This is a genomic window from Halomonas icarae (assembly GCF_009901955.1).
Lineage (GTDB): Bacteria > Pseudomonadota > Gammaproteobacteria > Pseudomonadales > Halomonadaceae > Halomonas > Halomonas icarae.
In genome coordinates, this window is record NZ_WUTS01000001.1 from 2,865,690 (window position 1) to 2,886,538 (window position 20,849).

The window sequence follows — 20,849 nt, forward strand, 5'->3', positions numbered from 1 at the left end:
ATGTGGCAGAACGCCTTCCATGACCAACACGGCGGCCCATGAAACACCAGGCCCCCGTTGAAGGGAAGCCCCACCGCGAGATGCAGCGGACCTCCCTACCAGCGTAGAAGGGAATCTGCCCCCGAGGGGTCGACTTATTCCTTGTTCTCGATATCGGCCTTGTCAAGGCCGAAGGCCTTGTGCAGGGCGCGGACGGCGAGCTCCATCTGCTTCTCGTCGATCACCACGGAGATCTTGATCTCGGAGGTCGAGACCATGCGGATATTGATGCTCTCCTCGGCAAGCACGCGGAACATCTTGGAAGCCACACCGGCATGCGAGCGCATGCCAACGCCCACCAGCGAGACCTTGGCGATATTGTCGTCGCTCTTGACCTCACCCTCGCCCAGGTCGGGCAGCACCTGCTCATTGAGGATCTTGAGGGTCTGCTTGTAGTCCCCCTTGGCCACGGTAAAGGTGAAGTCGGTGTAGTCGCCAGCCGGAGCCACGTTCTGCACGATCATGTCGACTTCGATATTGGCGCCGGCGATGGGCCCGAGAATGCGCGACGCCACGCCCGGCACGTCCGGGGTATTGAGCAGCGTCAGCTTGGCCTCGTTGGCAGTGAAGGCGATACCGGAGATCAGTGGTTCTTCCATGGAGTCCTCTTCTTGGTCGGAGTCTGCAACGATCAGGGTGCCGGGGCCATCCTGGAAACTGGACAGCACGCGCAGCGGAACATTGTACTTGCCGGCGAATTCGACGGCGCGAATCTGCAGCACCTTGGAGCCGAGGCTGGCCAGCTCCAGCATCTCCTCGACGGTGATGCGCTCGAGACGCTGGGCCTTGCTGCAGACGCGGGGGTCGGTGGTGTAGACACCGTCGACATCGGTATAGATCTGGCACTCATCGGCCTTCAGCGCCGCGGCCAGGGCCACACCGGTGGTGTCGGAGCCGCCACGACCGAGGGTGGTGATATTGCCCTCCTCGTCGACGCCCTGGAAACCCGCCACCACGACCACCTGACCATCATCCAGATCGGCCTGCAGCTCATCGGTCTCGATGCGCTGGATCCGCGCCTTGGTGTGGGCGCTGTCGGTCTGGATGCCCACCTGTGAGCCGGTATAGGAGGTCGCCGGCACCCCCAGCTTGTGCAGGGCCATGGCCAGCAGCGAGATGGTGACCTGCTCACCGGTGGAGACCAGCATGTCCATCTCTCGCGGAGTGGGCTCGTCATTGATCTCGTTGGCCATGCCGATCAGGCGATTGGTCTCGCCACTCATCGCCGACACCACCACCACGACCTGGTGGCCGTTGTCACGGAAGCCCTTGACCTTCTCGGCCACGGCCTTGATGCGCTCCACGGAGCCCACCGAGGTACCGCCGAATTTCTGTACGTATAGTGCCATCTGCAATTTTCCCTCGTGCGTCGGGCGCGAGCGCCCGGGTGAGTGAAAGGTGACTCCTTGCGAACAGGGCCGGCGCCTCACGGCAACCGGCCCTGTCAGATCCTATTTCAGGCGCTCTTCGACCCAGGCGGCGACACCCTCCAGGGCACCCGGCAGGGCGGCGACGTCGCTGCCGCCCGCCTGGGCCATATCGGCTCGCCCACCGCCCTTGCCGCCCACCTGGCCGGCCACGTGATTGACCAGCTCGCCGGCCTTGATGCGACCGGTGAGGTCGTCGGTGACCCCGGCGATCAGGCTCACCTTGCCGGCAGCCTCATCGCCCACTCCCAGCACGATGATGCCGGAGCCGAGCTTGTTCTTGAGCTGGTCGAGCATGCCACGCAGCTCCTTGCCGGAGACGCCCTCGAGGGACCGGGCCAGGACCTTGACCCCGGCCACCTCGCTCGCCTCGGCAATCAGGTCGCTGCCGGCGGCGCTGGCCAGCTTGGCCTTGAGTCGCTCGAGCTCCTTCTCCAGGCCACGATTGCGCTCCACCAGTGACGCCACGCGCTCCTCGACCTGCTCGGGCTTGGCCTTGAGCCGTTCGCCGATGCGGTTGAGCCGGGCCTCCTGCTCATGGAACCAGGACAGCGCCCCTTCGCCGGTGATCGCCTCGATGCGGCGCACGCCGGAGGCAATGCCCTGCTCGCTGACAATATGGAAGCAGCCGATATCGCCGCTGCGCGCCACATGGGTGCCGCCGCACAGCTCGATGGAGAAATCGTCGGCACCGATGGTCAGCACCCGTACGCTGTCGGCGTACTTGGCCTCGAAGAGCGCCGCTGCTCCCCTGGCCTTGGCCTCGTCAAGGGTCATCTGTTCGACACGGGTCGGGGCATTGGCCAGGATCTGCTCGTTGACCAGACGCTCCACCTCGGCAAGCTGGTCGGCGGTTACCGGCTCGAAATGGCTGAAATCGAAGCGCAGGCGCTCTGGAGTGACCAGAGACCCCTTCTGGGCCACATGATCGCCCAGCACCATACGCAGCGCCTTGTGCATCAGGTGGGTGGCGGAGTGGTTTCGTACCGTGGCGGTGCGCAGGCCGGCATCCACCACCGGGCGCACCCTGTCTCCCAGGGCCAGCGCGCCCTCGAGCAGCACGCCGTGGTGCAGGTGGTGGTCGCCCTGCTTCTGGGTATCCTCCACCAGGAAGCGACCACCGCCGTCGAGATGCAGATAGCCGGTATCGCCCACCTGGCCGCCGGACTCGCCATAGAAGGGGGTACGATCCAGCACCACCACCGCCTTGTGCTCCGGGGTGAGCCGCTCCAGGGCATTGCCCTCGCGGTCGGCCAGCGCGCTGACGGTGGCGTGATCCTCGAGACGCTCGTAACCGGTAAAGGCGGTCTCGCCCTCCAGCTCCAGGGTGCCGCCATAGTCGGCGCCGAACTGGCTGGCCGCTCGGGCACGCTCGCGCTGGGCCGTAAGCGCTCGTTCGAAACCAACCTCATCGAGGGTCACGCCACGCTCGCGACAGACATCGGCGGTCAGGTCGTAGGGGAAGCCATAGGTGTCATACAGCTTGAAAACCGTCTCGCCGGGCAGCACCTCACCGTCGAGACCGGCCAGCGCCTCCTCGAGCAGGCCCATGCCATGTTCCAGGGTGCGGGCGAACTGCTCCTCCTCCTTGAGCAGCACCCGCTCGATCTGGGGGCGCGCCTCACGCAGCTCGGGATAGGCCTCGCCCATCTCGGCATCCAGTGAGCCCACCAGCTGGTGGAAGAAGTTACCCTGGGCGCCCAGCTTGTGGCCGTGGCGGATGGCGCGCCGAATGATACGTCGCAGCACATAGCCCCGCCCCTCATTGGAGGGCAGCACGCCGTCGGCGATCAGGAAGGCGCAGGAGCGGATATGATCGGCGATTACCCGCAGCGAGGGGTTGCGGGTATCCGCATGTCCGGTATGTTGCGCCGCCGCTGCCAGCAGGTTCTGAAACAGGTCGATCTCGTAGTTGGAGTGCACTCCCTGCATCACCGCGGCGATGCGTTCCAGCCCCATGCCGGTATCGATGGAGGGCTTGGGCAGCGGGTGCATGTTGCCCTCGGCATCGCGGTCGAACTGCATGAACACCAGGTTCCAGATCTCGATATAGCGATCGCCATCCTCCTCGGGGCTACCGGGAGGGCCACCCCACACCTCGGGACCGTGATCGAAGAAGATCTCGGAGCTCGGCCCACAGGGACCGGTGTCACCCATCTGCCAGAAGTTGTCTTCGTCGAGCCTGGAGAAGCGCTCGGGGTCGATCCCGACCTCCTCCTTCCAGATGCGCTCGGCCTCGTCATCGCTGACGTGCACCGTGACCCACAGCTTCTCCTTCGGCAGCCCCAGAGTCTCGGTCAGGAACTCCCAGGCGAAGCGGATGGCATCACGCTTGAAGTAGTCGCCGAAGCTGAAGTTGCCCAGCATCTCGAAGAAGGTGTGATGGCGAGCGGTATAGCCGACGTTATCGAGGTCGTTGTGCTTGCCCCCGGCACGCACACAGCGCTGGGAGGATGTCGCGCGCACATAGGGGCGCGGATCGCGACCCAGAAAGACGTCCTTGAAGGGCACCATGCCCGCATTGGTGAACAGCAGGGTCGGGTCGTTGCCGGGAACCAGAGAGCTGGAAGGCACGACGCTGTGGCCGTGCGCCTCGAAGTAACTCAGAAAGGCCTGTCTGATGTCTGCGCTTTTCATGGGGTATCCGTGGCGATGAACGGGAGGACCCGGCGGGCGACGCTGGCTCGAGACGGGCACCGCGACGTGCCTGAACAGGGCACATCGCACTACCACGGGATGCCACCCGGGGCGTTCGCAAAGGGAGTCATTATAGCGCAGTCGTCAAGGGACTGAAGGGGCAGCCGCGTCGGCGGCGAAGGAACGGGTGCACAGCTAGCCTGAGCTAGGCATCGTCAGGGTCAGCACTCCAGGCGTGGGTCAGGGCGTAGCGCACCTGGTCGAAGTCGAAGCCGCGTCCCGCCAGAAAGCGCTCGCGGCGGGCGCGCTCCCGCGGGGAGTCACCGGGACCGGGGAAGCGCCGCGAGAGTGTCTCACAGGCCAGGGCCTGCCAGTCCACCTCACCCGCCGCGAAGGCCTCTCGCACCTCCTCCGGATCGAGGCCACGACGCTCCATCTCCAGGCGAATCTTCACGGGCCCCTGCCCACGGAAGAGGCGCGAGCGCAGGAAGCTCTCGGCGAAACGGGTATCCGACTGCAACCCCTGTGCGGCAAGCTCGTCGAGACACTCGCCGATGTCTGCCTGCGAATGCCCCTTGGCCGCCAACCGCTCTGCCAGCTCGGCGCGAGAGTATTCGCGGCGAGCCAGCAGGCGGAGCGCATCGTCTCGGGGCGTGGAGTCACCTGCGCTGCGCTCGAACATGGCTTACAGCAGATCGCTGCCCTGATCGCCATCGGCCGACAGGGCGGCCTCATTGCCCTCTTCCTTGGCGGGCTCTGCCGTGGCAAGCAGTTGAGCACGAATCTGGCTCTCGATCTCCTCCATCACCGCCGGATTATCCTCGAGGAACTGGGCGGCATTGGCCTTGCCCTGGCCAATCTTGTTGCCCTGATAGCTGTACCATGCACCGGCCTTGTCGACCAGCTTGCACTGCACGCCCAGGTCGACCACCTCCCCGGCATGGTAGATCCCCTTGCCATAGAGGATCTGGAACTCGGCCTGGCGGAACGGTGGCGCCACCTTGTTCTTGACCACCTTGACCCGGGTCTCGTTGCCGGTCACCTCGTCGCCCTGCTTGACCGAGCCGGTACGCCGGATATCCAGACGCACACTGGAGTAGAACTTGAGCGCATTGCCGCCGGTGGTGGTCTCGGGGCTACCGAACATCACGCCGATCTTCATGCGGATCTGGTTGATGAACACCACCATGCAGTTGGCATTCTTGATATTCCCGGTGATCTTGCGCAACGCCTGGGACATCAGGCGCGCCTGCAGACCGACATGGGAGTCGCCCATCTCGCCCTCGATCTCGGCGCGCGGGGTCAGCGCCGCCACCGAGTCGATGATGATCACGTCGACACCACCGGAGCGCACCAGCATGTCGCAGATTTCAAGGGCCTGCTCGCCGGTATCGGGCTGGGAAACCAGCAGGTCATCCAGATTGACGCCCAGCTTTTCGGCATAGCTGGGGTCCAGGGCATGCTCGGCGTCGATAAAGGCGCAGGTCTTGCCCTGCTTCTGTGCCTGGGCGATCACCGAGAGCGTCAGGGTGGTCTTGCCCGAGGACTCCGGGCCGAAGATCTCGACAACCCGACCCAGCGGCAGACCGCCGATGCCGAGGGCGATATCCAGCCCCAGCGAACCGGTAGAGACCGAGGGCATCACCACCCGCGGCGCATCACCCAGGCGCATCACGGTCCCCTTGCCGAACTGGCGGTCGATCTGGGATAGGGCGGCGTCCAGCGCCTTGGAGCGATTGTCTTCCTGAGCCATCACGGATCTCCTCAATCTGGGTCTCTTCATACTGTATGACTGAACAGTATTATGGGGAAAAATGGCGCACTCGGCCAGCGAAAGTTTTCCAGGGCGCCCATGGACTCAGCGCTCCTCAAGACGTTGCACCACGCCGACCAGCGCCTCGCGCACCGCCTGCTCGCGAACGGCTCGGCGATCGCCAGGATAGCGGTAGCATTCGGCCTCGGCCCCCTTGCCGTCGCCCCAGGCCAGCCATACGGTACCTACCGGCTTGTCGGCGCTGCCACCGCCCGGCCCGGCCACGCCACTGACCGCCACGCCGAGATCGGCACCGCTGTCACGGCAGGCCCCCATCACCATCGCTTCCACCGTCTCACGGCTCACGGCACCGTGCTGGTCGAGCAGCGCCTCAGGCACCCCGAGAAGACGGACCTTGGCCGCATTGGAGTAGGTCACATAGCCGGTCTCGAAGTAGTCGGAGCTGCCGGCGACCGAGGTGACCACGCTGGCCACGCCACCACCGGTGCAGGACTCCGCACAGGTGAGGGTGACCCCCTTTTCGCGACACAGTCGACCCAGGCGCTCGGCCAGGGTAGCGAGGTCGAGATTGGCAAGGCTCGCGGCTGAGTGGGACATGCTGAAGACTCCTGCTCGGTGGATCGAAGGCAAGCCTGACGAGGCGAGACCATCTGCGTAGAATACTGCCTTTGCCGCGGGGTTGCAGGCACCGCCACCCTGTGTGCGTCTCTGCCGACCGCTCAACGAGACCATCGACAAGACCTTCTACAAGATCAGGAGCCCAGCAATCGCCATGTCCCAGGCCAGCACCCAGCATACGCCGATGATGGCCCAGTACCTGAAGATCAAGCGCGAGCATCCCGAGGTGCTGCTCTTCTATCGCATGGGTGACTTCTACGAGCTATTCTTCGACGATGCCAGGCGCGCCGCGGCACTGCTCGACATTACCCTGACCCAACGCGGCCAGTCTGCCGGCCAGCCGATTCCCATGGCCGGGATCCCCTACCATAGCGCCGAGGGCTACCTGGCGCGCCTGGTGGCCGCCGGCGAATCGGTGGCGATCTGTGAGCAGATCGGCGACCCCGCCACCAGCAAGGGGCCGGTAGAGCGGCGCGTGGTACGCATTGTCACCCCCGGCACCCTGTATGACGAGGCGCTGCTCGATGCTCGCCGCGACAACCTGCTGGTGGCTGTGCATGCCACCGCCGAGCGTATCGGCCTGGCCTGGCTGGAGCTCTCCAGTGGACGCTTCAGCGTGCTGGAGGTGGAGGGTGAGAGCGAACTGCTCGCCGAGCTCCAGCGTCTCGACCCGGCCGAGCTGCTGGTGGCCGAGGGTCTGAATCTGCCGCCGGCCCTGGAGGAGCGTCGGGGGCTGCGTCGCCAGAGCGACTGGCTGTTCGACCCGGAGAGCGCGACCCGTCTGCTCTGCGACCAGTTCGGCGTCCAGGATCTGCGTGGCTTCGGCTGCGCGCACCTCTCCGCGGCCATCACCGCCGCCGGCGTGCTGGTGGAGTACGCCCGAGATACCCAGCGCTCGCGCTTGCCCCATGTCACCGCCATCGGCGTGGAGAGCCGCGACGACGCCGTGGTCATCGATGCCGCCAGCCGTCGCAATCTGGAGATCGACACCAACCTCGCCGGCAGCGGCGACAACACCCTGGCGAGCGTGCTCGACACCACCGCCACCGCCATGGGATCACGCCTGCTCAAGCGCTGGCTCAACCGTCCACTGCGTGACCGCGAGCGTGTCCAGGCTCGCCAGTCCGCCGTGACGCTGCTGCTGGAGGCGGATGGCTTCGTGGCACTCGGCGACTCGCTCAAGGCGATCGGCGATGTGGAGCGCATCCTCGCCCGGGTGGCCCTCTTCAGCGCCCGCCCGCGTGATCTGGCCCGGCTACGTGACGCCTTCAATGCCCTGCCCGACCTCGAGGCCCGGCTCGCCGACTTCCCCGAGGGCTCCACCCTGGACGAGCTGAAGCACCATATTCGGCCCTACCCCGAGCTCGCCGACACCCTGAATCGCGCCCTGGTGGAGAACCCCCCGGTGGTGATCCGCGACGGCGGGGTGATCGCCGAGGGCTTCGATGCCGAGCTCGACGAGCACCGCGGCCTCGCCGAACACGCCGGCGATTACCTGGTGAGACTGGAGACCCGGGAGCGCGAACGCACCGGCCTGCCCGGCCTCAAGGTCGGCTACAACCGGGTGCACGGCTATTTCATCGAGATCCCCAGGGCACAAGCCAAGGATGCTCCGGCGGACTATGTCCGTCGTCAGACCCTGAAGAATGCCGAACGCTTTATCATTCCCGAGCTCAAGGAGTTCGAGGACAAGGCCCTGTCGGCGAAGTCCCGCGCCCTGGCACGCGAGAAGCTGCTCTACGAGGGGCTGCTCGAGACCCTGAACAGCGAACTCGACACCCTTCAGGCCAGCGCCCGGGCCCTGGCGACGCTTGATGTGCTGTGCGCCTTCGCCGAGCGCGCCCATGCGCTGGAATTCGTGCGCCCACACCTTGCCGAGGCCCCGGGCATCACCATTCATGGCGGCCGCCACCCGGTGGTGGAGCGGGTCAGCGACGCTCCCTTCGTACCCAATGACCTGATCATGGAAGAGGGTCGCCGCATGCTGGTGATCACCGGCCCCAATATGGGTGGCAAGTCGACCTATATGCGCCAGGCCGCGCTGATCGTGCTGCTCGCCCACACCGGCAGTTTCGTGCCTGCCAGCGCGGCCGACATCGGCCCGGTGGATCGCATCTTCACCCGCATCGGTTCATCGGACGATTTGGCCGGTGGCCGCTCCACCTTTATGGTGGAGATGACCGAAACCGCCAGCATCCTGCACAACGCCACCGATCACAGCCTGGTGCTGATGGATGAGATCGGTCGCGGCACCAGCACCTTCGACGGCCTCTCCCTGGCCTGGGCCAGCGCCGAGCACCTGACCCGCACCCGTGCCTTTACACTGTTCGCCACCCACTACTTCGAGATGACCGCCCTGGCCGAGCAGGCCGAGGGGGTGGCCAACGTGCACCTGACCGCGGCGGAACACAAGGATGGCATCGTCTTCATGCACCGGGTTGAGGAAGGCCCCGCCAGTCAGAGCTACGGCCTGCAGGTGGCTCAGCTGGCCGGTGTTCCCCAGGGGGTGATCGCCCGGGCCCGAGAGAAGCTTGCCCAGCTCGAGCAGCAGGAGGTCGACCAGGGCAGTCGGACCCGACTGGCTGGCACAGACGATGCTCAGACACCGCTGCAGAGCGACCTCTTCGCCAGCCCGCCACACCCGATGGTGGAAGAGCTCGACGGGCTTGCCCTCGATGACCTGACGCCACGCCAGGCGCTCGAGATGCTCTACCGCTGGCGCGAGATACGATGAGGCCATTGCCGATGCCGACGGCACCTTCGCTCGAGGGGGCGCCACCTCCGGATCGGCCAGGCCTTTGCTTGCGACGGTCAGGCAGCGGCGACTAGAATGGACGAATCCCCGGACTCCTTAGAATAAGAGGCCTGGTTTTTATTACTTTTTAATATTTACATAGGTCGGGACCCGCCACGACAGCGCGAGCCAGGCCATGAGGGAGGAAAAAGCGGCATGACATTCGTCGTCACCGAGAACTGCATCAAGTGCAAATACACAGACTGCGTCGAAGTATGTCCCGTGGACTGCTTCTACGAGGGCCCCAACTTCCTGGTGATCCACCCCGACGAGTGCATCGACTGCGCCCTGTGCGAGCCGGAGTGTCCCGCCGAGGCGATCTTCTCGGAGGATGAGCTACCCGAGGGTCAGGAGGCGTTCATCGAGCTCAATGCCGAGCTTGCCGAGGTATGGCCCAATATCAGCGAGAAGCAGGACCCGCTGCCCGACGCCGAGGAGTGGGATGGCAAGCCGGGCAAGCTGGAGCAGCTGGAACGCTGAACCGCACTCGCTTACTGCCGCGGCTTCAGTCGGCAGGAAGCGATCAGCGAGGCACCAGATACAGCAGCGCCGACCGCCACAAGGCGGTCGGCGCTGCTGTATCTATCCGGTGAGTGGCGAGACAACGATAACGCCACGCAAGAAAAAAGGCGGCCCAGGGGCCGCCCGCTCCAAGCCACTCCATGAGCGACTCCTTCCGCTCAGACTCCCGTGATGACATCCCTGCCCGGAAACAGCATCCTGCCGTACCGGGCGCATCACCTGACTACATCCCATTGCATCCTGCCGAGGCTACATCCCGTGGGCCCCTGTGCTGCGTGGCTGATTGTCTCAGAATTGCGCCACGGCACAATCTGACATAAACGACGACATATCTAACGCCGGCACGCTCGACCGGCATGCAGACAGGAAACTTATCTTTTTATTTTCAACAAGATAAAACAAAGGCCGGCACCCTGGGTGCCGGCCTTCTCATTCAAATGGCGTCAATCACGACGCCACCTTGTCAGCAATCTCCTACACGCCACTACTGACCCTTGATGGCCGACAGCCCCGGGTAGGTCGCCCCTTCGCCCAGCTCACTCTCGATGACCAGCAGTCGGTTGTACTTGGCGACACGATCGGAGCGACACAGCGAGCCGGTCTTGATCTGGCCGGCGCAGGTACCCACGGCCAGGTCGGCGATGGTGGTGTCCTCGGTCTCGCCGCTGCGATGGGAGATCACCGCGGTGAAACCGGCATCCTGGGCCATGCGAATGGCATCCAGGGTCTCGGAGAGGGAGCCGATCTGGTTGAACTTGATCAGGATGGAGTTGCCAATCTTCTCGTCGATACCACGCTTGAGGATGCGGGTATTGGTCACGAAGAGATCATCCCCCACCAGCTGCACCCGGTCGCCGAGCCTGTCGGTCAGCGCCTTCCAGCCGTCCCAGTCGGACTCATCCATGCCATCCTCGATGGAGACGATGGGATACTCATCGCAAAGGCCGGCCAGGTAATCGGCGAAGCCCGCGGCATCATACTGCTTGCCCTCGCCGGAGAGGTCGTACTGGCCATCCTTGAAGAATTCGGAGGAGGCGCAGTCCAGCGCCAGGGTCACATCGCTGCCGAGCTTGTAGCCGGCGTCTTCCACCGCCTGCTTGATCACCGCCAGGGCCTCGGCGTTGGAGGCGAGGTTGGGTGCAAAACCGCCCTCGTCACCTACCGAGGTGGACAAGCCACGCGACGAAAGCACCTTTTTCAGGGCATGGAAGATCTCGGCACCCATGCGCAGACCTTCACGGAAGCTCGCGGCCCCCACCGGCTGCACCATGAACTCCTGGATGTCGACGTTATTGTCGGCATGCTCTCCACCATTGAGGATATTCATCATCGGCACCGGCATGGAGTATCGGCCCGGCTGACCATAGAGCTCGGCGATATGGGCATAGAGTGGCACACCCTTGGCGTTGGCTGCCGCCCTGGCGGCGGCCAGCGATACGGCCAGGATGGCGTTGGCGCCAAGCTTGGCCTTGTTGTCGGTGTCATCGAGCGCCAGCATGGCGTCATCGAGGCCACGCTGATCACGCGCATCCATGCCGACTAGCCTGGCACGAATGTCGCCATTGACGGCGTCGACGGCCTTCAGCACGCCCTTGCCGAGGTAACGGGCCTTGTCGCCGTCGCGCAGCTCGAGGGCCTCGCGGGAGCCGGTAGAGGCACCGCTGGGAGCACAGGCCACGCCCACGGCACCGCTCTCCAGGCGCACTTCGGCCTGGACGGTGGGGTTGCCGCGGGAGTCGAGCACCTCAAGGGCACGAATATCGACGATCTTGGTCATGCGAATCTTCCTCAGTCGTGTCAGCGTTGGAGTGTTATGAGATTTCGAGCGGCGCGAAGCCCTTTACCAGGTCATCGAGAGCCTTGAGCTGGGTCAGGAACGGCTCGAGCCGGTCCAGCGGCAAGGCGCAGGGGCCATCGCACTTGGCGTGATCGGGGTCCGGATGGGCCTCCAGGAAGAGACCGGCCAGCCCCACGGCGACACCGGCACGCGCCAGCTCCGCCACCTGTGCCCGGCGGCCATCGGCACTGTCGGCGCGCCCCCCCGGGCGCTGCAGCGAGTGGGTCACATCGAAGAACAGTGGCAGGCCGCTCTGCTTCATCTCGCCGAAACCAAGCATGTCGACCACCAGATTGTTGTAGCCGAAGCTCGAGCCTCGCTCGCAGAGGATCACCCGGTCATTGCCGGCCTCCTCGCACTTGCGGACGATATGACGCATCTCGTGGGGCGCCAGAAACTGGGGCTTCTTGATATTGATCACCGCCCCGGTCCTGGCCATGGCCACCACCAGATCGGTCTGGCGGGCCAGGAAGGCCGGCAGCTGGATCACATCGGCTACCTCTGCTACCGGCTCGACCTGCCATGGCTCGTGAACATCGGTGATGATCGGCACACCGAAGCGCTCTTTCACCTCGGCCAGGATCTCGACGCCCTTCTCCAGGCCGGGGCCACGGAAGGAGTGGATGGAGCTGCGGTTGGCCTTGTCGAAGCTGGCCTTGAACACATAGGGCATGCCGAGCCTGCCGGTTACCTCGACATAGGCCGCGGCCACCTCCAGAGCAAGCTCGCGGGACTCCAGCACGTTCATGCCGCCAAACAGCATCAGCGGCAATGAATTGCCGGCCTTCAGGCCGGCAATCTCGATGGCTCTTTCGGGAGCACTCATCCGACTCACTCCTGGTAAGAGGACTGGGCGCGGCCGCGTGCTGCCTTTTGCTCCAGCGCCGCGTTGACGAAGCCGGTGAACAGCGGGTGACCGTCTCGGGGAGTGGAGGTGAATTCCGGGTGGAACTGGCAGGCCACGTACCAGGGATGATCGGGAAGCTCGACCACCTCGACCAGGGAGTTGTCCACACTCTTGCCCGAGACGACCAGGCCCGCCTGCTCGAGCTGCTCGACGAACTGCTCGTTGACCTCGAAGCGGTGACGGTGACGCTCGACGATCTCATCGGCGGCATAAGCCTCGCGGGCCTTGCTGCCGGCCTTGAGCTGGCAGACCTGGCCGCCAAGGCGCATGGTACCGCCAAGATCGGAGGCCGCGTCTCGCAACTCGATCTTGCCCTCGGGGCTCAGCCACTCGGTGATCAGGCCAACCACCGGGTGCTGGGTGTCGTGGGTGAACTCGGTGGAGTTGGCGTCCTCCCAACCGGCGACGTGTCGGGCGAACTCGATCACCGCCACCTGCATGCCGAGACAGATGCCGAGATAGGGAATGCCGCTCTCACGGGCGTAGCGCGCCGTGGCGATCTTGCCCTCCACGCCACGCTCGCCGAAGCCGCCAGGCACCAGGATCGCATCCTTGCCGGCCAGACGTTCGGTGCCGTGACGCTCGATATCCTCGGAGTCGATATAGTCGACATTGACCTTCACGCGGGTCTGGATACCGGCGTGGATCAGCGCCTCGTTGAGCGACTTGTAGGCATCGAGCAGCTCCATGTACTTGCCGACCATGGCGATATTGATCGACTTGAGCGGATTGAGCTTGGCATCGAGTACATGCACCCACTCTCCCAGGTCGGCCTCGTCGGCCGTCAGGCGGAGCTTGTCGCAGACGATCTCGTCGAGCCCCTGCTCGTGGAGCATCAGCGGGATACGGTAGATGGTATCGGCGTCCTGCAGCGGAATGACCGCGCGCTCCTCCACATTGGTGAACAGGGCGATCTTGCGACGCTCGCTCTCCTCGAGCTCCACCTCGCTGCGGCAGATCAGGATATCCGGCTGGATACCGATGGAGCGCAGCTCCTTGACGCTGTGCTGGGTCGGCTTGGTCTTGGTCTCACCGGCCGTCTTGATGTAGGGCACCAGCGTCAGGTGCATGAAGATCGCGCGGCTCGCACCGAGCTCACTCCTGATCTGGCGGGTCGCCTCGAGGAAGGGCAGCGACTCGATATCGCCCACGGTGCCGCCGATCTCCACCAGCGCCACGTCGAAACCCTCGCCACCCTCATAGACGCGACGCTTGATCTCGTCGGTGATGTGCGGAATCACCTGTACGGTACCGCCCAGGTAGTCGCCGCGGCGCTCCTTGCGCAGCACGTGCTCGTAGACGCGCCCGGTGGTGAAGTTGTTGCCCTGGGTCATCTTGGTGCGGATGAAGCGCTCATAGTGGCCCAGGTCGAGATCGGTCTCGGCACCATCCTCGGTAACGAACACCTCGCCGTGCTGGAATGGGCTCATGGTGCCCGGATCCACGTTGATATACGGGTCGAGCTTGAGCATGGTGACCTTGAGGCCGCGAGCCTCGAGAATCGCCGCAAGCGAGGCCGACGCAATGCCCTTGCCCAAAGAGGACACAACGCCGCCGGTCACGAAGATGTATCGTGTCATGAGGAACCTGTCGAAGCGTGATCGGTAGGCACGACAGAAAGCCGCGCCAGGATGGGATGACAGAGTAGCAGAATACGACCAACGGCTCAATTTGAGCGTCATGCTGCAAGCCAGCGGTATAAGACCGCCCCATCAATAGCCAATCCCTGACGCCCGAAGCCCTGGGGTCTGCTTGTAGCTCGGCGCTTGTAGCTCGAGGCTTATACCCCCAGATAGTCCAAAATGCCCTCGGCGGCCTGCCGCCCCTCGTGGATGGCGGTGACCACCAGATCGGAGCCGCGCACCATATCGCCGCCGGCGAAGATCTTCTCGTGAGTGGTCCGGAAGGCGAACTCACCCTGCTCCGCTGCCTTGACCCGATCTCGTTCATCGACCTCCACGCCGGTCTCGGTGAGCCAGGCCGGCGGATCGGGCTGAAAGCCGAAGGCGATGACCACGGCATCGGCGGGAATCACCTCCTCGGAGCCCGGCACCACCTCGGGGCGGCGGCGACCGTTTTCGTCGGGTTCGCCCATCCGGGTGCGCACCACCTTGACCCCCTCGACCTTCCCCTCGCCCACCACGGCGACCGGCTGGCGATTGAACAGGAACTCCACGCCTTCTTCCCGGGCGTTGGCCACCTCCTTGCGTGAGCCAGGCATATTCTCCTCGTCACGGCGGTAGGCGCAGGTGACGCTGGTGGCGCCCTGGCGAATCGAGGTGCGATTGCAGTCCATGGCGGTGTCGCCGCCACCCAGCACCACCACCCGCTGCCCCTTGAAGCTGATGTACTCGCTGGGATCCTTCTCGAAGCCCAGGCAGTGATTGACGTTGGCGATCAGAAAGTCGAGCGCCTTGTGAACGCCCGGCAGGTTCTCGCCAGGGAAGCCCCCCTGCATGGACTTGTAGGTCCCCATGCCCAAAAACAGCGCATCGTACTCCTCGAGCAGGGTGTCGATGGCGATGTCGCGGCCGATCTCGACCCCCAGGCGGAACTCGAACCCCATCTCCTCGAACACCGCACGCCGACGCTCCATGACGTTCTTCTCGAGCTTGAACTCGGGGATACCGAAAGTCAGCAGGCCACCGATCTCCGGGTTGCGATCGAACACCACCGGCTTGACGCCGTTACGCACCAGAATATCGGCGCACCCCAGCCCCGCGGGTCCCGCACCGATCACTGCCACCTTGCGGTCGGTCCAGGTGACCCGAGACAGGTCCGGGCGCCAGCCCATGGCAAAGGCGGTATCGGTGATGTACTTCTCGACCGAGCCGATGGTAACGGCACCGAAGCCGTCATTGAGGGTACAGGCTCCCTCGCAGAGACGATCCTGAGGGCACACCCGGCCGCACACCTCGGGCAGCGAGTTGGTCTTGTGGCAGAGTTCGACCGCCTCGAGGATATTGCCCTCGCTGACCAGCTGCAGCCAGTTCGGTATGTAGTTGTGTACCGGACACTTCCACTCGCAATAGGGGTTGCCACAGTGCAGGCAGCGATGCGACTGACCCGCCGCCTCCTGGGGCCTGAAGGGCTCATAGATCTCGGCAAACTCCCGCGAGCGGGTACGGGCATCCTTCTTGCTCGGATCCTGTCGACCCACCTCGATAAACTGGAAATCGTTGCTCAAACGGTTAGCCATGTTCTCTACTCCTGGAGTTCCTGTCGACCGTCCGCCCGCGCTCCGAACTCGACGGGCGCAGGTCACCCTGACGGTGAAGGCTGATGCCGGCTCTCTGCTCCGGCTGTTGTCGGCTCTTATTCCGGCAGACGCCGCCTCTTATTCCGGCAGACGCCGCCTCTTATTCCGGCAGACACCGCCTCTTATTCCGGCTGACGCCGCCTCTTATTCCGGCTGACGCCGGGACTGGGCCAACAGGCTCTTCAGGCTCGCCGCCTTGGGCTTCACCAGCCAGAAGTTGCGGACAAAGTCACTGAAGTCCTCGAGAATGGCGTGACCGCGGGCCGAGTCGGTCTCGAGGACAAACTCCTCGATGACCTCGCGCAGGTGACGCCGATGGGCTTCCATGGCCTCGGTATTGATTCGGTGGATCTCCACCAGCTCGTGGTTGACCTTGTCGACGAAGCTGCGGTCCTCGTCGAGCACGTAGGCGAAGCCACCGGTCATGCCCGCACCGAAGTTGTCCCCGCTCTCACCGAGCACGGCCACCAGCCCGCCGGTCATGTACTCACAGCCATGGTCGCCGAGGCCCTCGACCACCGCATGGACACCGGAGTTGCGCACGGCAAAACGCTCACCGGCGGTGCCCGCCGCAAACAGCTTGCCGCCGGTGGCTCCATACAGGCAGGTATTGCCGATGATGGCCGTCCTGTGACTCTCGAAGCGACTGCCACGGGGCGGCGTGATCACCACCTTGCCACCGTTCATGCCCTTGCCGACGTAGTCGTTGGCGTCACCTTCCAGATAGAGGTTGAGTCCGCGGGCATTCCATACGCCGAAGCTCTGGCCAGCCACCCCGGTAAAGCGTGCGGTGACAGGTGCCTCCGCAAGGCCCGCCTCGCCGTAACGCTTGGCGATCACCCCCGAGGCAAGCGCCCCCACGCTGCGATCGCAGTTGGTAATGGTGAAGGTGAACTCACCACCACTGCCGTGCGCGATGGCTTCCTCCAGCGCCGCCAATACTTCCTGGTTCTTGGCACCCGGGTCGTGAGGCACGTTGCGGTTCACCTTGCAGAACTGCGGCGCATCCGCCGGCACATGATCGTTACCGAGCAGTGGCGTCAGATCCAGCTTGCGCTGGGAGGCGGTCGCGCCCTCGATCACCTCGAGCAGGTCGGTACGGCCGATCAGGTCGGTCAGCCTGGCCACGCCCAGCATGGCCATCAGCTCGCGCACCTCCTCGGCGATAAAGCGGAAGTAATGCTTGACCATATCCACGGTGCCTCGGAAGTGCTCGTCACGCAGATAGTCGTCCTGGGTGGCCACGCCGGTGGCACAGTTGTTGAGATGACAGATGCGCAGGTACTTGCAACCCAGTGCCACCATGGGCGCGGTACCAAACCCGAAGCTCTCGGCGCCAAGGATCGCCGCCTTCACCACATCGAGGCCGGTCTTGAGGCCGCCGTCGGTCTGCAGACGAATCTTGTCGCGCAGACCATTGATACGCAGCGCCTGATGCACCTCGGGCAGCCCCAGCTCCCAGGGGGAACCGGCGTGCTTGATGGAGGTAATCGGGCTCGCCGCCGTCCCGCCGTCATAGCCCGAGACGGTGATCAGGTCGGCATAGGCCTTGGCAACCCCTGTGGCGATGGTGCCGATACCGGGCTCGGAGACCAGCTTCACCGACACCTGGGCGTCAGGGTTGACCTGCTTGAGGTCGAATATCAGCTGCGCCAGGTCCTCGATCGAGTAGATATCGTGATGCGGCGGGGGCGAGATCAGGGTCACCCCGGGTACCGCATAGCGCAGCCGTGCGATCAACTCGTTGACCTTGCCGCCAGGTAGCTGGCCGCCCTCGCCGGGCTTGGCGCCCTGGGCCACCTTGATCTGCAGTACCTCGGCGTTGACCAGGTAGGCCGGGGTAACGCCGAAGCGCCCCGAAGCGATCTGCTTGATCTTGGAGGAACGAATCGTGCCATAGCGCGCCGGATCCTCGCCCCCCTCGCCGGAGTTGGAGCGCCCGCCGGACTCGTTCATGGCCTGGGCAAGCGCCTCGTGGGCTTCGGGCGAGAGTGCCCCCAATGACATGCCGGCGCTGTCGAAACGCGGCAGCAGTGCCTCGACCGGCTCGACCTCCGAGAGCGGCAACGGCTCTGCTACCGGCTTCAGTCTAAGCAGGTCGCGCAGAGTGGCAGGAGAGCGCTCGTTGACCAGTGCGGCGAAGCACTTCCACTTGGCGTAACTCCCCTCCTGTACCGCCTCCTGAAGTGACTTGACCACGTCGGGATTGAAGGCGTGGTATTCGTGACCGTGCACATACTTGAACAACCCTCCCTGGCTGATGCCCTTGCGTGGAACCCAGGCATCGCGGGCAAGCAGCTCCTGCTGGAGCTGCAGCTCGGCAAAACCGGCGCCCTGAATGCGCGAGGCCATGCCCGGAAAGCATAGCGCCATCACCTCATCGTCGAGTCCAACCGCTTCGAACAGCTGGGAGCCGCGATAGGAGGCGAGGGTCGAGATCCCCATCTTGGAGAGAATCTTGAACAGCCCCTTCTGCAGACCCTTGCGGTAGTTCTCACGGGCATCGGCGGGATTACCGACCAGCTCACCGGTGCGATGCATGTCGGCCATCACCTGGTAGGCGAGCCAGGGAAAGACGGCGGTGGCCCCCACCCCGAACAGCACCGCCATCTGGTGGGCGTCGCGGGCATAACCGGTCTCTACCACGATGTTGCAGCGCGGGCGCAACGACAGCCGCCCCAGATGGTGGTGCACGGCACCAACGGCCAGGGCCGCATGAATTGGCAGCTCGCCCTTCTCGAGGCCGGCATCGGTAAGCACCAGAATCACCTTGCCCGCCTTGACCGCCTCCGTGGCCTGACGGCACAGCTCACTCAGGGCGGCCTGCAGGCCGTGGTGTTCGGGGTCATAGGCCATGCGCAGCCGATGACTGGCATAGGCCGCATCCTCCTGCTCCACCAGGGCGGTGAACTTGCGCGGCGAGAGGATTGGCGTCGTCAGGATGATGCGATGGGCATGCTCGGGAGTCGCCTTGAAGACGTTGCGCTCGGCACCGATACAGGTCTCCAGCGACATCACGATCGCCTCGCGCAGCGGGTCGATGGCCGGATTGGTGACCTGAGCGAACTTCTGGCGAAAATAGTCGCTGAGCAGACGCGGCCTGGCGGAAAGCACCGCCATGGGGGTATCGTCGCCCATGGAGCCTACCGCCTCCTGGCCGCTCTCGCCCAGCGGACGCAGCAGGAGGTCCCGCTCCTCGAAACTGACCTGGAACATCTTCTGGGCCACGGCCAGGCCATCGGCGTCCATGTTATGGAAGCTGGCCAGCTCGGTGAGCGACGACTCCAGATATTGCGCCTCTTCCTTGAGCCAGCGCTTGTAGGGATAGGCCGACTTCAGCCGGGCATCGATATCCTCGGTATGCAGCACCTCGCCGGTCACGGTGTCGACGGCCAGCACCTGCCCCGGTCCCACGCGCCCCTTGGCCACCACATCCTCCGGCGCATAGTCGTAGGTGCCGATCTCCGAGGCCAGGGTGATAAAGCCGTTCTTGGTGATCACCCAGCGCGCCGGTCTCAGGCCGTTACGGTCGAGCATGCAGAGTGCCTGGCGCCCGTCGGTCATCACCACGCCGGCGGGGCCATCCCAGGGCTCCACATGCATGGAATTGTATTCATAGAAGGCGCGCAGCTCGGGATCCATCAACTCGACGTTCTGCCAGGCCGGCGGCACCATCATGCGCACCGCACGGTGCAGCCCCATGCCCCCCATCAGCAGCACCTCGAGCATGTTGTCCATGCTCGAGGAGTCGGAACCCACGGTGTTGACGATCTCGTCGAGCTCGGCAATGTCGGGAAGCCGCTCGCAGACGAAATTCTCCTTGCGTGAATTGGCCCAGCCGCGATTGGCCTCGATGGTATTGATCTCGCCGTTATGGGCCAGCAGACGGAACGGCTGCGCCAGCGGCCAGCGTGGCGCGGTGTTGGTGGAGAAGCGCTGATGGAAGACGCAGATGGCGGTCTCCAGGCGCTCGTCACCCAGGTCCCGATAGAAGGCCGGCAGGTCCACCGGCATCACCAGCCCCTTGTAGGAGATCACCCTCTCGGAGAGCGAGCAGACGTAGAACGCCTCCTCATCGCGTAGCGACTGCTCGGCCAGGCGACGAGCCATGAACAGGTCGACCTCGAAGCGCTCGGCGCTGCCGTTTCTGCCCGGCTCCACGAACAGATGGCGAATACGCGGCAGGCACTCCAGCGCCATGGGGCCACACACCGAAGCATCCACCGGCACCTCACGCCAGCCACGAATCACCAGGCCGCGGGCGCGTAGCTCGCCCTCGAGCACCTCGGCAGCATGCTCGGCGCGGGCATCGTCATCGGGCAGGAACACCGCCCCCACCGCATAACGCTCGCCCAGGGCGGTGCCCAGCGCCTCCTCGGCCACTTCACGCATGAAGGTGTCGGGCAACTGCAGCAGCAGGCCGCAACCGTCGCCGGTCTTGCCGTCGGCGGCAATACCACCGCGATGCGTCATGCAGGTGAGAGATTCGATGGCGGTGCGCAGCAGCTCATGGCTGGCACGCCCCTCCATATGGGCGATCAGGCCGAACCCGCAGTTGTCGCGGAACTCGCCGGGCTGATATAGACCACTGTTCATAGGCGCGCCTCGATGAAATGGGTTTTTTCTTGCAGTAACCCCATGCTATATTCAAAGGTTTTTATCTCATGATGCCAGGCGAGTGCCTCGCACCGACCTGCGCGGAAAAGGTGCGCCCAGAATAGCCAGCCGCCACACTGCAGCGCAATACCGGCGACCTCTCCTTACTCAAAAACCACCGACAAATCCGTGTGTTGCCTTTCAGGCTCGCTAAAAAAAACCCCACCGCTCAGTCACTTGCAATCACCATAAACGGAAAACAAACGAAACGAATCCCGCATTAGACTTTTGTCTAAACAGAGCCATATCACCCATGCCAATAGCGCATACTCCATGCCAATCAATGGCTACCACCTCCTCCGGAGCCGCCTACTCAGCAGCATAGACGAGGAACGCCCGCACCAAGGTGGCGCGGGCGTTCCGGTCAAAAGAGGTAGCG

At 64.4% G+C, this 20,849-nt stretch carries 12 protein-coding genes; 2 read left to right on the forward strand and 10 right to left on the reverse strand.

Annotation, left to right across the window (positions count from 1 at the left end):
* Positions 1–134 precede the first annotated feature (134 nt).
* The 5 genes from GRB80_RS13100 to GRB80_RS13120 all read right to left on the reverse strand — a co-directional run bounded on the left by GRB80_RS13100 (position 135) and on the right by GRB80_RS13120 (position 6,474).
* On the reverse strand, positions 135–1,388 hold the full coding sequence (locus tag GRB80_RS13100; RefSeq protein WP_161423863.1) for an aspartate kinase: 1,254 nt from the start codon (positions 1,386–1,388) through the stop codon (positions 135–137).
* 102 nt (positions 1,389–1,490) lie between these two features.
* Positions 1,491–4,103 carry an alanine--tRNA ligase gene (alaS, locus tag GRB80_RS13105; RefSeq protein WP_132042740.1) on the reverse strand — a complete coding sequence of 871 codons (2,613 nt, stop codon included), beginning with the start codon at positions 4,101–4,103 and terminating at the stop codon, positions 1,491–1,493.
* A gap of 205 nt (positions 4,104–4,308) precedes the next feature.
* Positions 4,309–4,785 (reverse strand): regulatory protein RecX, encoded by a 477-nt coding sequence (locus GRB80_RS13110; protein WP_161423864.1) that lies wholly within the window; start codon positions 4,783–4,785, stop codon positions 4,309–4,311.
* Positions 4,786–4,788: 3 nt separating this feature from the next.
* On the reverse strand, positions 4,789–5,856 hold the full coding sequence (gene recA / locus GRB80_RS13115) for a recombinase RecA (RefSeq protein ID WP_161423865.1): 1,068 nt from the start codon (positions 5,854–5,856) through the stop codon (positions 4,789–4,791).
* Positions 5,857–5,961: 105 nt separating this feature from the next.
* Entirely contained in the window at positions 5,962–6,474 is a 513-nt protein-coding gene (locus GRB80_RS13120; protein ID WP_132042746.1) for a CinA family protein, read from the reverse strand.
* Positions 6,475–6,649: 175 nt separating this feature from the next.
* Between GRB80_RS13120 and mutS the strand changes: the two genes are divergently transcribed.
* Both mutS and fdxA read left to right on the forward strand, forming a co-directional pair.
* Positions 6,650–9,229, forward strand: a complete 2,580-nt coding sequence (gene mutS, locus GRB80_RS13125) for a DNA mismatch repair protein MutS (protein ID WP_161423866.1) — start codon at positions 6,650–6,652, stop codon at positions 9,227–9,229.
* Between the two features lie 216 nt (positions 9,230–9,445).
* Positions 9,446–9,769: a ferredoxin FdxA gene (fdxA, locus tag GRB80_RS13130; RefSeq protein ID WP_132042749.1), complete on the forward strand. Its 324-nt coding sequence runs from the start codon at positions 9,446–9,448 to the stop codon at positions 9,767–9,769.
* A gap of 526 nt (positions 9,770–10,295) precedes the next feature.
* Here the strand turns inward: fdxA and eno are convergent.
* The 5 genes from eno to gltB all read right to left on the reverse strand — a co-directional run bounded on the left by eno (position 10,296) and on the right by gltB (position 20,410).
* Positions 10,296–11,588 carry a phosphopyruvate hydratase gene (eno, locus tag GRB80_RS13135; RefSeq protein ID WP_132042751.1) on the reverse strand — a complete coding sequence of 431 codons (1,293 nt, stop codon included), beginning with the start codon at positions 11,586–11,588 and terminating at the stop codon, positions 10,296–10,298.
* A 34-nt stretch (positions 11,589–11,622) separates the two neighbouring features.
* Positions 11,623–12,474 carry a 3-deoxy-8-phosphooctulonate synthase gene (kdsA, locus tag GRB80_RS13140; protein ID WP_161423867.1) on the reverse strand — a complete coding sequence of 284 codons (852 nt, stop codon included), beginning with the start codon at positions 12,472–12,474 and terminating at the stop codon, positions 11,623–11,625.
* A 5-nt stretch (positions 12,475–12,479) separates the two neighbouring features.
* The gene (locus GRB80_RS13145; RefSeq protein ID WP_132042755.1) at positions 12,480–14,135 is read right to left on the reverse strand and encodes a CTP synthase; all 1,656 of its coding nucleotides are present in this window, start codon (positions 14,133–14,135) and stop codon (positions 12,480–12,482) included.
* Positions 14,136–14,335: 200 nt separating this feature from the next.
* The gene (locus GRB80_RS13150) at positions 14,336–15,754 is read right to left on the reverse strand and encodes an FAD-dependent oxidoreductase (protein ID WP_161423868.1); all 1,419 of its coding nucleotides are present in this window, start codon (positions 15,752–15,754) and stop codon (positions 14,336–14,338) included.
* Positions 15,755–15,958: 204 nt separating this feature from the next.
* Positions 15,959–20,410: a glutamate synthase large subunit gene (gene gltB / locus GRB80_RS13155; RefSeq protein WP_161423869.1), complete on the reverse strand. Its 4,452-nt coding sequence runs from the start codon at positions 20,408–20,410 to the stop codon at positions 15,959–15,961.
* Positions 20,411–20,849 lie beyond the last annotated feature (439 nt).